Origin of the sequence: Xanthomonas translucens pv. undulosa (genome assembly GCF_017301775.1) — a bacterium.
Taxonomy (GTDB): domain Bacteria; phylum Pseudomonadota; class Gammaproteobacteria; order Xanthomonadales; family Xanthomonadaceae; genus Xanthomonas_A; species Xanthomonas_A translucens.
Map to the genome: position 1 here is coordinate 1,675,077 of NZ_CP063993.1, position 14,377 is coordinate 1,689,453.

Sequence of the window (14,377 nt, forward strand, 5' to 3'; positions counted from 1 at the left end):
CCCGAACACCCTCAGATCCTGTAACCGGAATGGATCGCCACGATCCCACCGGTCAGGTTCTTGTAGTGGCTGCGGGCGAAGCCGGCCTCGGCCATCATGCCCTTCAGCGCGTCCTGCGGCGGATGCTTGCGGATGCTCTCGGCCAGGTACTGGTAGCTGTCGGCATCCTTGGCGAACAGCTTGCCCAGCCGCGGCAGGATCTTGAACGAATGGAAGTCGTAGATCGGCTTGAACCAGTCGGCGGTGACCGCGGAAAACTCCAGCACCCGCGCCTGCCCGCCGACCTTCAGCACCCGGTACATCTCGCGCAGTGCCGCGTCCTTGTCGGTGACGTTGCGCAGGCCGAAGGCGATGGTGACCAGGTCGAAGCTCTGGTCCGGGAACGGCAGCGCCTCGGCGTTGCACTGCACGTAGTCCAGGCCCGCGACCAGGCCGCGGTTGGTCAGCCGGTCGCGGCCCACCGACAGCATGCCGGCGTTGATGTCGCCCAGCACCACCGCGCCGTCGTCGCCGACCCGCTCCTTCAGCAGCGCGGCGATGTCGCCGGTGCCGCCGGCCAGGTCGAGCACGCGGTCGCCCGGCTTGACCTGCGCGGTCGCCACGAAATAACGCTTCCAGGCCCGGTGGATGCCCAGGCTCATCAGGTCGTTCATCAGATCGTAGTTGCCGGCGACCGAGGTGAACACTTCGCCGACCAGCTTCTGCTTGTCCTTGGCGGCGACATCGCGGAAGCCGAAATGGGTGGTGCCTGAGGTGTAGGGGGATTCGCTCATGCGGGGGATTATCGCACTGCCGGCCGGTGCGTGGCGGTGAAGCGGCGCCGCCGCCGCGCCGGGGTGGCAGCCGCCCGCCGCCTGGGCCAGACTTCAGGGCCACGCCCGCCATTGGCCCCACGATGCTGACCACGCCCGATTATCGCGCCCTGCTCGACACCGCCATCGCCGAAGCCCGCCAGGGCCTGGCCGAGGGCGGCATCCCGATCGGCGCGGCGCTTTACCACAATGACGGCCGCCTGCTGGGCTGCGGCCACAACCGCCGCGTGCAGGAAGGCGACCCGTCGGTGCACGGCGAGACCGATGCGTTCCGCAAGGCCGGCCGCCAGCGCCGCTACCAGGACACCATCATGGTCACCACGCTGGCGCCGTGCTGGTACTGCAGCGGCCTGGTGCGGCAGTTCAACATCGGCACCGTGGTGGTCGGCGAATCGGTGACCTTCCAGGGCGGCATCGACTGGCTGCGCGAGCATGGGGTCAATGTGATCGACCTGCATAGCCAGGCGTGCATCGACCTGCTTGGCGGCTACATCGCCGCCAATCCGGACGTGTGGAACGAGGACATCGGCGAGGACTGAGTGCGCGCCGACCTGAGTGCGCGCCGCGCTCAGAACCGGTACTGCACGCCGGCGGTGACGCTGCGCGCCGCGCCCACCGCCACCCACGGCGTCGCCGCCACCGAGCTGGCGTAGTAGCGGCGGTCGAACACGTTGTCCACGTCCAGCGACACGCGCAGCCGTTCGTCGATGCGCCAGTACGCCAGCAACCTGGCCACACCGTAGCCGGGCAGTTGCGCCGGCGCGATGCCGGCGTCGGCCTGCGCCTGGGTATAGGCTTCGGCCAGCCGCTGTCCGCTGTAGGTCATGCCGCCGCCGAAGCCGAGCAGGCCGCCGCCGGGCAGCGACGTCTCGCGCACCGCGAGCAGGCTGGCGTTGAATTTGGGCACGTTGATCAGGCTGCCGCCGAGCTGCAGCGTGTTGTCGCGCAGCACCTGCACCCGGTTCCACGAGGCGCTGGCGTTGAGCCGCCAGTGCTCACTCAGTTGGCCGGACAGATCGGCCTCGGCGCCGCGACTGCGCACGCGGCCGGCGGCGATCTGGTTGCCGGGGTTGTTCGGATCGCCGGTGAGCACGTTGTCCTTGACGATCTCGTACAGCGCCACGGTGCCGCCGAGGCGGCCATCGCGCGCCTGCCACTTGCCGCCCAGTTCCAGCGCGCGGCCGCTTTCCGGCGCCGGCGCGTGTGCGGTGCCGGTGCCGTTCCACACGTCGGAACCGGTGTTGGGGCGGAACGTGCGCCCGGCGTTGAAGTACCACGACCACTGCTCGCCCGGCGCGTAGCTCAGGCCGATGCGCGGCGTGGTCTTGGTCGGCGCCTGCGCGTAATGGCCGCCGCTGCGGCGGTCGTCCAGCGCCTGCCGGTAGCGGTCGTGGCGCAGGCCCAGAAGCAGCGTCCACTGCGGCGTCAACGCGATTGCATCCTGCAGGTACAGCGCCGCGTTGCGCTGGTGCTCGCGGGTATCGACGAACGGTAGCGGCGTCGGCAGCGGCTGCCCGTAGACCGGTGCGAACACGTCCAGCGCGTATGGCGCGGCGGCGCTGGGGCGGATCCGGCGCATGCGCTGGGTCAACACGAAGTCGTAAGCCTCGGCGCCGAGCAGCACCCCGTGGCGCCAGGCGCCGGTGTCCACCTGACCACGCAGTTCGGCCTGCAGCGCGGTGTCGTGCGAGGCGAAGTCGCGCCAGCGCCGCTGCCGCCACAGGCTGCGGCCGTCGTCGCGCAGCACGCCGGGCTCGGTGGAATAGCCGCTCAGGCTGCCGTCGCGGCGCGAGGCGGCGAGCAGCGCGCTCCAGTCAGCGGCGATGTCGTGCTGCAGCAGCAGCTGGTGATTGCGGTTGTCGACCAGCACGTCGCCGTCGCCCGGCTCGCCGAGGAAGCGCGAACGCGGGATCGCGCCCAGGTCGCCGCGCACCGCGACGATGCCGCGGTCCAGCGGCACCTGCTGGCGCAGCCATTCGCCGTCGTAGCGCAAGGTGGTCGCCTCGCCCAGGCGCCAGGTCAGCGCCGGCGCCACGAAGCGGCGCCGGCTGTGCACGAAGTCGCGGAAGCTGTGCTTGTCCTCGAGCGCGACGTTGAGCCGGTAGGCGAGCGACTCGCCAAGCAGCGGGCCGGTGCTGTCGGCGGCGACGCGGTAGGCATCGTGGCTGCCAGCCGACGCTTCCAGCGCAGCGGCCGGCCGCCACTGCGGACGCTTGGTGACGATGTTGAGCGTGCCGCCCGGCTCGCTGCTGCCGTACAGCGCCGCCGCCGGCCCCTTCAGGAATTCGATCGCCTCGATGTTGGCGGTATCGCGCGGGGCGTTGTAGCCGCGGTTGGCGGCCAGGCCGTTGAGCAGGGTCGCGCTGCCGGTGTTCTCGTTGCCGGGCAGGCCGCGCACCGCGAAGTTGTCCCACAGCCCGCCGAAGCCGTTCTGCCGCGAAATGCCGCCGACGTAGTCCAGGGTGGCGTCGAGCCGGGTCGCGCCGAGATCGTCGATCGCCTGCCGCGGCAGCACCCGCACCGATTGCGGCAACTGGCGCAGGTTCAGGCCGGTCTTGCTGCCCTCGATGGCATCGGCCTGGTAGGTCCCCGAATCGCGGCGACCGACCACCCGCACCGCATCCAGCTCGGCCGGCGCCGGATCGGCGGCGGGATCGGTGCCGCGCAAGACCGGATCGGCGTCCGCCGGGCCCGCGCACAGGCCGGCCAGCAAGGCCATGCAGGACAGGGACAAGGGATGCGGCAAGGGTAACGGCATGGACAGGGCGCCTTAAAAAAGAGTGTTATGTTATTTCAATATTGGAACGAACGCAGCCTATGTCTCCCGCTTCTGTCGCCGCCTGCGCAACTGCTGCTCCCGCGTCCTCGCGCCTGGCCTCGATCGATCTGCTGCGCGGCACGGTGATGGCGCTGATGCTGCTCGACCACGTGCGCGAGACGTTCTATGCGCATCATCCGATCGGCGATCCGCTGGACGTGGAAACCACCGCACCGGCGCTGTTCGTGGCGCGCGCCCTGGCGCACCTGTGCGCGCCGATCTTCGTGTTCCTGACCGGCCTGTCGGCGTGGCTGTACGCGGCGCGGCAGCCGCATGGCCGTACAGCGGCGGCGGCGTTCCTGCTCAAGCGCGGGCTGTTCCTGATCGTGCTGGAACTGACCCTGGTCAACTTCGCCTGGACCTTCGCCTTCCCGCCGCAGCTGCTGTACCTGCAGGTGATCTGGGCGATCGGGCTGAGCATGCTGGCGCTGGCGGCGCTGCTGTGGCTGCCGCGGCCGCTGCTGGCGCTGCTCGGGGTGGCGCTGGTGGCCGGGCACAACCTGCTCGATGGCGTGCATGTGCACGGCGACGGTCCGTTGGCCACGGCCTGGGCCGTGCTGCACGATCGCAGCTGGCTGCAGCTGGGCGAGTTGCGCGTGCGCACTTCGTATCCGTTGCTGCCGTGGATCGGGGTGATCGCGCTGGGCTACGCGGCCGGCCCCTGGTACGGCCCCGGCACCGTGCCGGCGCAACGCCAGCAGCGCTTGCTGGCCTGCGGCCTCGGCGCACTGGCGCTGTTCCATCTGCTGCGCTGGCACAACGGCTATGGCGATGCGCCCTGGCGCGACCAGGCCGACGTGGCGCACACCGCGATGAGCTTCTTCAACCTGACCAAGTACCCGCCGTCGCTGCTGTTCCTGCTGCTGACCCTGGGCGTGGGCCTGCTGTTGCTGCGCCTGTACGAACAGCCGCGGCTGGCGCCGGCGGTGGCGCCGCTGGCGGCGATCGGCGCGGCGCCGATGTTCTTCTACCTGCTGCATCTGTACGCGCTGAAGCTGCTGTACCTGGCGGCGCTGGCGTACTGGGGCGCGAACCACGGCGCCTTGTTCGGCGTGGACAGCGTGGCCGCGCTGTGGGCGATCGCCGCGGTGTTGGGCGTGGCGCTGTACTGGCCGGTGGCGGCGTTCGCGCGGCTGAAGGCAGGCCGCCGCGACCTGGCCTGGCTGCGCTATCTGTAGCGATGCCTGCGTTGGGTCGGGTCGGGTCGGGTCGGGTCGGTCCAGGATTCATCGAAGTGCAATGCCGGCATGCTCGACTGGTCGCCCTGTCCGCGCCTGGAGACCTGCGATGCCGACCCGCCTGTCGCGCCTGCTGCTGATCGGCCTGATCCTCGCCGCCACCGCCGGCGGCGCCACCGCCGCGCGCCAGCGCGATGCCTGGGTGGTGCAGCAGATTCACGACTACAACCATCCCTATGCGGCGCAGCAGGCCGAGCTGGACACCAAGATGGCGATCATGGCCGGCAGCGCCTACGCGTTCTATCGCGGCACCGACCATCTGTTCTACCAGGACATGAAGACCTTGCCGGCCTCGCTGTGGAGCAGCCCGCAGACCGGCGACACCTGGCTCGGCGGCGACACCCACATCGGCAATTTCGACGCCGCGCGCGACAGCAGCGGCAAGACGGTGTTCCAGGTCGCCGACTTCGACGAGGGCCACCTCGGCCAGTACGTGTGGGACCTGCGCCGGCTGGCGGCGAGCATGGTCCTGGCAGGGCGCGACAACGGCCTGTCCGACAGCGGCATCGGCAGCGCAATCGACACGATGGTCGGCGCGTACCTGGACAAGATCGGCGACTTCAAGGGCGGCGATGCCGAGAAAGGTTTTCAGCTCGGCAAGCGCAACACCAGCGGCGTGGTGGCCAGGGCCATCGACAGCGCTGACGGCAAGAGCCGCAGCAGCCTGCTGGGCAAATACACTGCGGTCAGCGGCGGCAAGCGCAGGTTCCAGTCGCTGGACAACCTGGTCGCGGTGGACGGCGCGACGTATGCGTCGGTCGCCAACGCGATGAACGGCTACGTGGCCTCGATCGCCGCCTCCAAGCGCTATGCGCCCAGTTACTACACGATCAAGGACGTGCGCCAGAAACTCGGCTCGGGCACCGCCAGCCTCGGCCGGCAGCGGCTGTATGTGCTGGTCGATGGCGCCAGCGACTCGACCGGCGACGACGTGATCCTGGAATGGAAGCAGCAAGCGGCCAGCGTGGTCGCCGTGGCCGCGCCGTCGCAGATGCCCGCCTCCAGCTACGACAACCACGACGGCGAGCGCGTGGCGCGCACCGCCAAGGCGCAAACGCTGGATGCCGACGTGCTGATCGGTTACACGAGCGTCGCCGGCGTGCCGTTCTACGTGCACGAGAAGTCGCCGTTCCAGGAAGACCTGGACCCGACCGCGTTGAGCAGCGCCGACAAGCTGGCCACCGCCGCCACCTACCTGGGCCAGGCGCTGGCCTCGTCACATGCACTGTCCGATCAGGACTACGATCCGGCCGTGGTGAGCTACAGCATCGACAAGCAGATCGACGCGGCCGCCAGCAGCAAGAGCGGGCTGAAATCGGAACTGCGCCAGTTCGCCTTCGACTACGCCGCGCAGGTGCAGCTGGACTGGCAGGGATTCGTGGCCGCGTACCAGGCCGGGACGCCGTTTTACTGAGCGCCGACTTCACCGCCACGAAACCTTGTAGGAGCGGCTTCAGCCGCGACCGTGCGTTACCCGTGATGCCCGGTCGCGGCTGAAGCCGCTCCTACAGGTTCCATGGAACTTTTGTGGGAGCGGCTTCAGTCGCGACGGGCTTTCCCGGTAAAGCATCGTCGCGACTGAAGTCGCTCCCACAAGATGCCGGCGCGCCTACTGCACACCGGCATGCAAGCTGTCGCAGCAGGCACAGCGGTTACAGGATGTAACGGCTCAGATCCGGATCCTGCACCAGTTCCCCCAGGTGCGTGTTGACGTAGGCGGCATCGACGGCGACGCTCTGTCCTTCGCGATCCGGCGCTTCAAAGCTCAGCGTGTCGAGCAGGCGCTCGAGCACCGTGTGCAGGCGCCGCGCGCCGATGTTCTCCTGGCGTTCGTTGACCAGGAACGCGATCTCGGCGAGGCGGTCGATCGCATCGTCGGTGAAGCTCAGGGTCACCCCTTCGGTCAGCAACAGCGCTTCGTACTGCTTGCTCAACGCCGCCTTCGGCTCGGTGAGGATGCGGATGAAATCGTCCTTGGACAGCGCCGACAGTTCGACCCGGATCGGGAAGCGGCCTTGCAACTCGGGAATCAGGTCGCTGGGCTTGGCCAGATGGAACGCGCCGGAGGCGATGAACAGGATGTGGTCGGTCTTGACCGTGCCGTACTTGGTGCTGACGTTGGAGCCTTCGACCAGCGGCAGCAGGTCGCGCTGCACGCCTTCGCGCGACACGTCGCCGCCCGTCGATCCCGCCTCGCCGCGCTTGGCGACCTTGTCGATCTCGTCGATGAACACGATGCCGTGCTGCTCGCAGGCCTCGATCGCTGCGGCGCGCACGTCGTCCTCGTTGACCAGTTTGCCGGCCTCTTCCTCGATCAGCAGCGGCCGCGCCGCCTTGATCGTCAGCTTGCGCGACTGCGACTTGCTGCCGCCCAGGTTGGAGAACATCTGCCGCAGCTGCTGGCCCATTTCCTCCATGCCCGGCGGGGTCATGATGTCCATGCTGACGTTGACCGCCACGTCCAGCTCGATCTCGCGCTCGTCCAGTTCGCCGGCACGCAGCATGCGCCGGAACTTGCTGCGGGTATCGTTGTCCTGCGCCGAGGGCTCGTTGCGCGCGGCGTTCGGATCGAAGCCGATGCCGGCGCTGCGCCGCGGCAGCAGCGCGTCGAGGATGCGGTCTTCGGCGCGCTCCTCGGCCTGGGTGCGCACGCGGGTCTTGGCCTGTTCGCGGTACAGCTTGACCGCGGTGTCGGCCAGGTCGCGCACGATCTGCTCCACGTCCTTGCCGACGTAGCCGACCTCGGTGAAGCGGGTGGCCTCGACCTTGACGAACGGCGCGTTGGCCAGCGTCGCCAGGCGCCGCGCGATCTCGGTCTTGCCGACGCCGGTGGGGCCGATCATCAGGATGTTCTTGGGCATCACTTCGTTGAGCAGCGCATCGGGCAGCTGCATGCGCCGCCAGCGGTTGCGCAGCGCGATCGCCACCGCGCGCTTGGCGTCGTGCTGGCCGACGATGTGGCGGTCCAGTTCCTGCACGATCTCGCGCGGGGTCATGGTGCTATGGGTATCGGTCATGGTCGGGAAATCGAAGAAGGAATCGGGAAGGGAGCATCGGCAATGGCAAGCGCAGGCGTCATCGGCAACGGAGACGGGAACCGCGGTTGCGATTCCCGATTCCCCATTGCCGATTCACAGCTCCTCGACCACCACGTTGCGATTGGTATAGATGCAGATGTCGCCGGCGATGTTCAGCGCTTCGACCGCGATGGTCTTGGCGTCCAGTTCGGTGTGGCCGAGCAGCGCGCGCGCCGCCGACAGCGCGTAGGAACCGCCCGAGCCGATGGCGATGATGCCGTCCTCCGGCTCGATCACATCGCCGGTGCCGCTGATGATCAGCGAGGTTTCCTTGTCGGCCACCGCCAGCAACGCCTCGAGCTTGCCCAGGCGGCGTTCGGTGCGCCAATCCTTGGCCAGTTCCACCGCCGCGCGGGTCAGCTGGCCGTGCTTCTCGAGCTTGGCCTCGAACAGTTCGAACAGGGTGAACGCATCGGCGGCGGCGCCGGCGAAACCGGCCAGCACCTGGCCGTCGCGGCCGAGCCGGCGCACCTTGCGCGCATTGCCCTTCATCACGGTATGGCCCAGCGTCACCTGACCATCGCCGGCCACGGCGACATGGCCGTTGCGGCGCACCGACAGGATCGTGGTGGCGTGGAAAACGTTGGGATTCTGACTGGGGTCCATGCGGCCTCCGGGGTGGTCTCCCAGAGGTGGGGCCGGCCGCGCGCGCTTCAAGCGCCGTCACGCCGGCTCAGGGGGCGGGCTTGCGCCTGGCGCGCGGATGCGCTGCGTCGTAGACCTTGGCAAGGTGCTGGAAATCCAGGTGGGTGTAGATCTGCGTGGTGGCGATGTCGGCATGCCCGAGCAGTTCCTGCACGCCGCGCAGGTCGCCGGAAGATTCGAGGATATGGCTGGCGAAACTGTGCCGCAGCATGTGCGGATGCACGTGCTTGAACAGGCCCTGGCGCCCGGCCAGCTGCTTGATCCGGATCTGCACCGCGCGCGCGCCGATCGGCGCGCCGCCGCGGCCCGGGAACACCGGCGCCTCGGCCGCCGCCTTGGTCTCCACCTGCCATGCCAGCAGCGCCTTGCGCGCGTGCGAGCCAACCGGCACCAGCCGCTGCTTGTTGCCCTTGCCGAGCACGCGGACCAGGCCGCTGGCGAAATCCAGGTCGCGCCAACGCAGCGCGCACAGCTCGCTCAGGCGCAGCCCGGAGGAATAGAACAGCTCCAGCAGCGCGCGGTCGCGCAGGCCCAGCGGCACGTCGGTCGGCACTTCGACCAGGCGCACCGCCTCGTCCGCATCCAGCACCTGCGGCAGCTTGCGCGGCGCCTTCGGCGCACGCAGCGCGGCGGCTGGACTGGCCACGATCCGGCCGTGCTTGAGCAACCACGCATAGAAACTGCGGCACGCCGACAGGCGCCGCTGCAGGCTCTTCGGCGACAGCCCGCGGCGGTGCTCGGCGGCGATGAAATGGCGCAACTGCTCGGCGCAGAGCGCCACCATCTCGCCACCGGCATTGTCCGCCGCCCACGCCGCCAGCGCCGCCAGATCGCGGCGGTATGCGTCCAGGGTGTGCGCGGACATGCGGCGTTCGACTTGCAGATAGTCGAGGAACCGGGACTCGGGACTCGGGACTCGGGACTCGGCTGCAACGGCGGACGCATCGGCCCGCTTTTTCCGAGTCCCGAGTCCCGAGTCCCGAGTCCCGGCCTTCATGCGAAGCGCTGCAGCGCCACCGTCAGCGACTCGCCCATCATGCGCAGGAACAAGGTGCCCATGCCGGGATAGAAACGGTTCGGATCGCGGCTGCCGACCGCGAGCAGGCCCACGCCCGGCAGCGGCAGAAGCGCGGTGGACTGCAATTGCTCGATGCGCTCGGCGTACAGCAGCGCCTGCTTCTCCGGCTGCAGGCGGCCGCAGATCGGCTCGCCGTCCTTCAAGCAGTCGCGGAACGGCGCCAGCCGTGGATCGTCCTGCGTCAGGATCTGCAGCCACGGCGCCTGCTCCAGCCCGGGCAGCGGCCGCAGCAGCACGATGCTGACCAGATCGCCCTGGAAATCCTCCTGCAGCGAGGCGGCCATCGCGCGCACGCTGTCGGCGGCGCTGGTCTGGCGCATCAGCGCCAGGGTCAGCTGATGGGTCCGCACCGCCAGGCGCTCGTTGACCTGGGCATTGCCGGCCAGCTCGGACAGGCGCCGCGACAGCTCGCGGTTCTTGTCGCGCAGCACTTCCAGCTGGTAGCTCGCCAGCGACGCGGTCGGGCCGTCGTCGCGCGGCACCACCAGGGTCAGCGCCAGGTCGGGGAACTGTTTCAGGAACGCCGGATGGCGGCGCAGCCATGCGGCGATTTCGTGCGCGCCGATCTTGTCCTGGGTCTCGCTCATCGGATCCACTCCCCATCGAAAACGAAGGCGGCCGGCCCGGACATCACCACCGGCGCCGCGTCGTGCGGCCAGCGCACGCGCAGTTCGCCGCCGGGCAGCACCACGCGCACGTCGCGCTCCACGCGGCCGCGCTGGATCAGCACCGCCGCGGCCGCGCAGGCACCGCTGCCGCAGGCCAGCGTCTCGCCGACGCCGCGCTCGTACACACGCAGGCGCACATGGCCGCGGTCGATCACCTGGGCGAAGCCGACATTGACCGAATCGGGGAACGACGCATGCTGCTGCAGCAACGGCCCCAGCCGCTCGACCGGCGCCGCATCGACCAGGCCCACTTCCAGCACCGCGTGCGGATTGCCCATCGACACCGCGCCGAAGCGCACGCTGCCGCCTTGCAGCGGCAGCACATACTCCTCGCGCATGCGCGGGAAGCCGATCAGCGGCACGTCCTCCGGGGCGAAGCGCGGCACGCCCATCGCCACCGCGAACTGGCCGTCGGCACCACGTTCGATGCGGTGCGAGGCGAACGGACTGTCGATGACGAACGACTCGCTGCCGGCGGCGCCGTCGCGCACCAGCCAGGCGGCGACGCAGCGCGCGCCGTTGCCGCACTGCCCGGCCAGGCTGCCGTCGGTATTCCAGATCCGGTAGCTGGCCACCGCGTCCGCGCTGCGCGGCGCCTCGATGGTCAGCAGCTGGTCGCAGCCGACGCCGAAATGGCGGTCGGCCAGGCGTATCGCCAGTGCGGCGTCCGGCGGCGGGGTGCCGTCGCGCAGGTCGAGCACCACGAAATCGTTGCCCGCGCCCTGCATCTTGGAAAAGCGCAGGCGCGCCGCGACGCTGGCCTCACTCATTCCCATCGGTGGGCGTGGTGCTGGTGGCGTCGGCCGGCTTCTGCTGGCCGTCGACCGGCTGCGCCTGGCCGGCCGGATCGGTTGTGGCGGGCGAGGTCGCGTCGGGCGCGGCGGCCGGTGCGGCTTCCACCGGCACCGGCTTCTGCGGCATCACCAGCGGGCCCTTGTTGCCGCACCCGGACAGCGCCAGCAGGGCGGCGCCGAACAGGGCGGTACGGATCGGATGAGGGAACGATGTGCTCATGCGTCGAGTATAGCCAGAAGGGCATGAACCGGCTGTGCCGCCTGCCACGCTGTGGCCAGGCGCAGCGGCACCTGGGCCAAGGCCTCACTGGCGCGGCGGCGGCTCCGGGCGCAGCCACAGCCACAGCGCCACGCCACTCATGCAGCCGATCGCCAGCGCCTGCACCCAGAGCGTGTGCACGAACAGCAGCAGCACCAGCGCGCAGACTGCCATGGCCAGCGTGGCCATCCACTTGCCGCGGCGGCTGACCGCACCGTGCGCTTCCCAGTCGCGGATGCTGGCGCCGAAACGCGGATCCTCCAGCAACCGCCGGCGCAGTCGCTCGGAGCCGCGCGAGGCGGCATAGGCCGAGATCAGCACGAATACCGTGGTCGGCAAGCCCGGCACAAAGATGCCGACGATGCCCGTGGCCAGGCTGACATAGGCCAGCAGCCACCAGGCCCAGCGGAAACGGGAAGGGGGTTCCATCGGCGCATGATAAAGCCGCGGCCGGATGGTGATGCGGACCTCACGGTGCCGGATGCCGTCGCTTCGTGCGCAACGCCTCCGGAACGACGCAGCGCGCTGGCCGAGGCTGAATGCAGTCGGGACTGAAGTCCCTCCCACAGTGCACCCAGCCGGAACTCGGCGCACCCCGTTATTGAGGGAGCGACTTCAGTTGCGACGCGGAATCCGTCAGTCAGCGGCTTCGGCATTCGTCGCGGCTGAAGCCGCTCCTACAGGAAGCAGGCCGGGTGCACTGTAGGAGCGGCTTCAGCCGCGACAGAACGCCAGGCCAATCCGCCTTACTTCGCCGCCTGCTCCACGCCCAACTGGTCGAGCATGAACGCGTACGATTCGGCCTGCTCGCGGTAGCGGCGGAAGCGCCCGGACTTGCCGCCGTGGCCGGCTTCCATGTTGACCCGGAACACGATCGGGCGGGTGCCAGTGTTGTCGTCGCGCAACTTGGCCACCCACTTGGCCGGCTCCCAGTACTGCACCTGCGAATCCCACAGGCCGGTGCCGACGAACAGTGCCGGATACGCCTGGCGCTTGACGTTGTCGTACGGTGAATAGCCGAGCATGTAGTCGTAGTACTGCTTCTGCTCCGGATTGCCCCATTCGTCGTATTCGTTGGTGGTCAGCGGGATGCTCGGGTCGAGCATGGTGGTGACCACGTCGACGAACGGCACCTGCGCGACCATCACCCGGTAATCCTGCGGCGCCATGTTCGCCACCGCCCCCATCAGCAGGCCGCCGGCGCTGCCGCCGGCCGCGGCGACGCGGTCCGGCGCCGCATAGCCCAGCTTGACCAGGCTGCGGGTGACGTCGATGAAGTCGGTAAAGGTGTTCTTCTTGTGGAGCAGCTTGCCGTGGTCGTACCAGTCGCGACCCATCTCCTGGCCGCCGCGGATGTGCGCGATGGCGTAGACCACGCCGCGGTCGAGCAGGCTGACCACCGGCAGGTTGAAGGCGGGATCGGTAGACATGCCGTAGCTGCCGTAGGCGTACTGGTACAGCGCCGCGGTGCCGTCCTTCTTGAAGCCCTTCCTGTACACCAGCGACACCGGCACCTTGACCCCGTCGCGCGCTGTCACCCACACGCGCTCGGTCTGGTACTTGCTCGCGTCATAGCCGGTCACCGTCTGCTGCTTGAGCAGCTTGCGCTCGCCGGTGCGGGTGTTGAGTTCGTAGGTGGTGGCCGGCGTGGTCAGCGAGGTGTAGCTGTAGCGCAGCCACGGCGTGCCGGGCTCGGAATTGACCGCCAGGCCCATCGAGTACGCCGGCTCGTCGGCCTTGACGTAGTCCTCCTTGCCATCTGCGAAGTGCAGGCGGATCCGCTCCAGGCCGTCGGAATACTCGGCGATCGCGGTGAAGCCGTCGAACAGCTCGAAGCTGTCGATGAAAACTTTTTCGTCGTAGGGCAGCCATGCCTGCCATTGCGCACGCTTGGTGGCGCCGTCGGGCGCGGTCATCAGCGCGTAGTTCTTGGCCTTCCAGTTGGTGCGGATCACCCAGCGCCCGTCGAAATGGTCGGCGTGGTACTCGACGTCGCGCTGGCGCGGCGCCAGCACCGCGAAGCGCTGCGGATCGGTGGCCGGCGCATAGCGCTGCTCGGAAGCCACGGTGCTTCTCAAGTCGATGACTATGTACTTGTCGTCGCGGGTGCGGCGCAGGTCCATGTAGAAACTGTGGTCCTTCTCCGCGTAGACCAGTGCGTCCTGCGCCGCCGGCGTGCCCAGCACGTGTTTCTTGACGCGCACGGTGAGCAGGGTTTCCGGATCGTTCTCGACATAGAACAGGGTCTTGTTATCGTCGGCCCAGACCACGTCCGGCGACACGCCGGGCACGCGATCGGCGTAGACCTCGCCAGTGTCCAGGTTCTTGAAGCGCACCACGTACTGGTTGCGGCCAACGTCGTCCTCGGTCCAGGCCAGGATGCGGTTGTCCTGGCTGACCACCGCATCGCCCAGGTTGAAATAGCCCTTGTCGGCGGCCATCGCGTTGACGTCGAGCAGGATTTCCTCCGCCGCGTCCATGCTGCCCTTGCGCCGCGCGTGCACCCGGTAGTCCTTGCCGCTCTCGTAGCGGGTGTAGTACCAGTAGCCGCGCTCGCGGTACGGCACGCTGCTGTCGTCCTGCTTGATGCGGCCGACGATTTCCTTGTACAGCGTGTCCTCCAGCGGCTTGAGCGGCTTCAGCACTTGGTCGGCGTAGGCGTTCTCGGCGTTGAGATAGGCAAGCATCTGCGGGTTTTCGCGCTTGTCGTCGCGCAGCCAGTAGTAGTCGTCCTGGCGGGTGGCGCCGAACGGCGCGGTGACCGTGTGCGGCTGCTTGGCCGGATGCGGGGGGTTGGCGTCGGTGGCGAGGGCGGAAGCGAAAGGCGCGGTCATGAGCAGGAACAAGCTCGCTAGCAAGGGACGTTGGTGCATCTAATGGGGCTCCGGCGGCGGTAACGCAACGGGGGGGGGAGGCGCCGCCCGGGCTGGGAGGCGGCAGGCATGCGGCGCGGCGCCGCACGATGCCGGCCGAGTCTCCGCGCAACGC

13 protein-coding genes are annotated in these 14,377 nt (G+C 68.9%); 3 read left to right on the forward strand and 10 right to left on the reverse strand.

Features of this window, described 5'->3' with window-relative positions; translation table 11 throughout:
• Positions 1-11: 11 nt before the first annotated feature.
• Positions 12-773, reverse strand: a complete 762-nt coding sequence (gene ubiE, locus ISN38_RS07135; RefSeq protein WP_003465858.1) for a bifunctional demethylmenaquinone methyltransferase/2-methoxy-6-polyprenyl-1,4-benzoquinol methylase UbiE — start codon at positions 771-773, stop codon at positions 12-14.
• Positions 774-895: 122 nt separating this feature from the next.
• On the opposite strand from ubiE, the gene ISN38_RS07140 reads away from it, so the two are divergent.
• The gene (locus ISN38_RS07140; RefSeq protein WP_003465861.1) at positions 896-1,351 is read left to right on the forward strand and encodes a nucleoside deaminase; all 456 of its coding nucleotides are present in this window, start codon (positions 896-898) and stop codon (positions 1,349-1,351) included.
• A gap of 29 nt (positions 1,352-1,380) precedes the next feature.
• On the opposite strand, the gene ISN38_RS07145 is transcribed toward ISN38_RS07140, so the two are convergent.
• Positions 1,381-3,546, reverse strand: a complete 2,166-nt coding sequence (locus ISN38_RS07145) for a TonB-dependent siderophore receptor (RefSeq protein WP_230938825.1) — start codon at positions 3,544-3,546, stop codon at positions 1,381-1,383.
• Between the two features lie 83 nt (positions 3,547-3,629).
• Here ISN38_RS07145 and ISN38_RS07150 point away from each other — a divergent pair, with 83 nt between their 5' ends.
• Both ISN38_RS07150 and ISN38_RS07155 read left to right on the forward strand, forming a co-directional pair.
• Positions 3,630-4,808 carry an acetyltransferase domain-containing protein gene (locus ISN38_RS07150; protein WP_058363374.1) on the forward strand — a complete coding sequence of 393 codons (1,179 nt, stop codon included), beginning with the start codon at positions 3,630-3,632 and terminating at the stop codon, positions 4,806-4,808.
• A gap of 109 nt (positions 4,809-4,917) precedes the next feature.
• A complete protein-coding gene (locus ISN38_RS07155; RefSeq protein ID WP_058361280.1) occupies positions 4,918-6,282 on the forward strand; it encodes a DUF2252 domain-containing protein in 1,365 nt (454 codons plus the stop codon).
• 238 nt (positions 6,283-6,520) lie between these two features.
• Here the strand turns inward: ISN38_RS07155 and hslU are convergent, their stop codons facing one another.
• The 8 genes from hslU to ISN38_RS07195 all read right to left on the reverse strand — a co-directional run bounded on the left by hslU (position 6,521) and on the right by ISN38_RS07195 (position 14,223).
• Positions 6,521-7,885 (reverse strand): ATP-dependent protease ATPase subunit HslU, encoded by a 1,365-nt coding sequence (gene hslU, locus ISN38_RS07160; protein WP_206712122.1) that lies wholly within the window; start codon positions 7,883-7,885, stop codon positions 6,521-6,523.
• A 114-nt stretch (positions 7,886-7,999) separates the two neighbouring features.
• A complete protein-coding gene (gene hslV, locus ISN38_RS07165) occupies positions 8,000-8,551 on the reverse strand; it encodes an ATP-dependent protease subunit HslV (RefSeq protein WP_003465879.1) in 552 nt (183 codons plus the stop codon).
• 67 nt (positions 8,552-8,618) lie between these two features.
• On the reverse strand, positions 8,619-9,587 hold the full coding sequence (gene xerC, locus ISN38_RS07170; RefSeq protein ID WP_108084636.1) for a tyrosine recombinase XerC: 969 nt from the start codon (positions 9,585-9,587) through the stop codon (positions 8,619-8,621).
• Positions 9,584-10,255, reverse strand: coding sequence for a DUF484 family protein (locus ISN38_RS07175; RefSeq protein WP_068873196.1), 672 nt, complete (start codon positions 10,253-10,255; stop codon positions 9,584-9,586). Before ISN38_RS07175 ends, xerC begins: the two co-directional genes overlap by 4 nt.
• Positions 10,252-11,106, reverse strand: coding sequence for a diaminopimelate epimerase (dapF, locus tag ISN38_RS07180; RefSeq protein ID WP_003465888.1), 855 nt, complete (start codon positions 11,104-11,106; stop codon positions 10,252-10,254). Before dapF ends, ISN38_RS07175 begins: the two co-directional genes overlap by 4 nt.
• Complete coding sequence (gene lptM, locus ISN38_RS07185; RefSeq protein ID WP_003465890.1) at positions 11,099-11,350, reverse strand: LPS translocon maturation chaperone LptM; 252 nt, start codon at positions 11,348-11,350, stop codon at positions 11,099-11,101. Before lptM ends, dapF begins: the two co-directional genes overlap by 8 nt.
• 84 nt (positions 11,351-11,434) lie before the next feature.
• A complete protein-coding gene (locus ISN38_RS07190) occupies positions 11,435-11,818 on the reverse strand; it encodes a YbaN family protein (protein WP_003465893.1) in 384 nt (127 codons plus the stop codon).
• Positions 11,819-12,135: 317 nt separating this feature from the next.
• Positions 12,136-14,223, reverse strand: coding sequence for a S9 family peptidase (locus ISN38_RS07195; protein ID WP_139116151.1), 2,088 nt, complete (start codon positions 14,221-14,223; stop codon positions 12,136-12,138).
• Positions 14,224-14,377 lie beyond the last annotated feature (154 nt).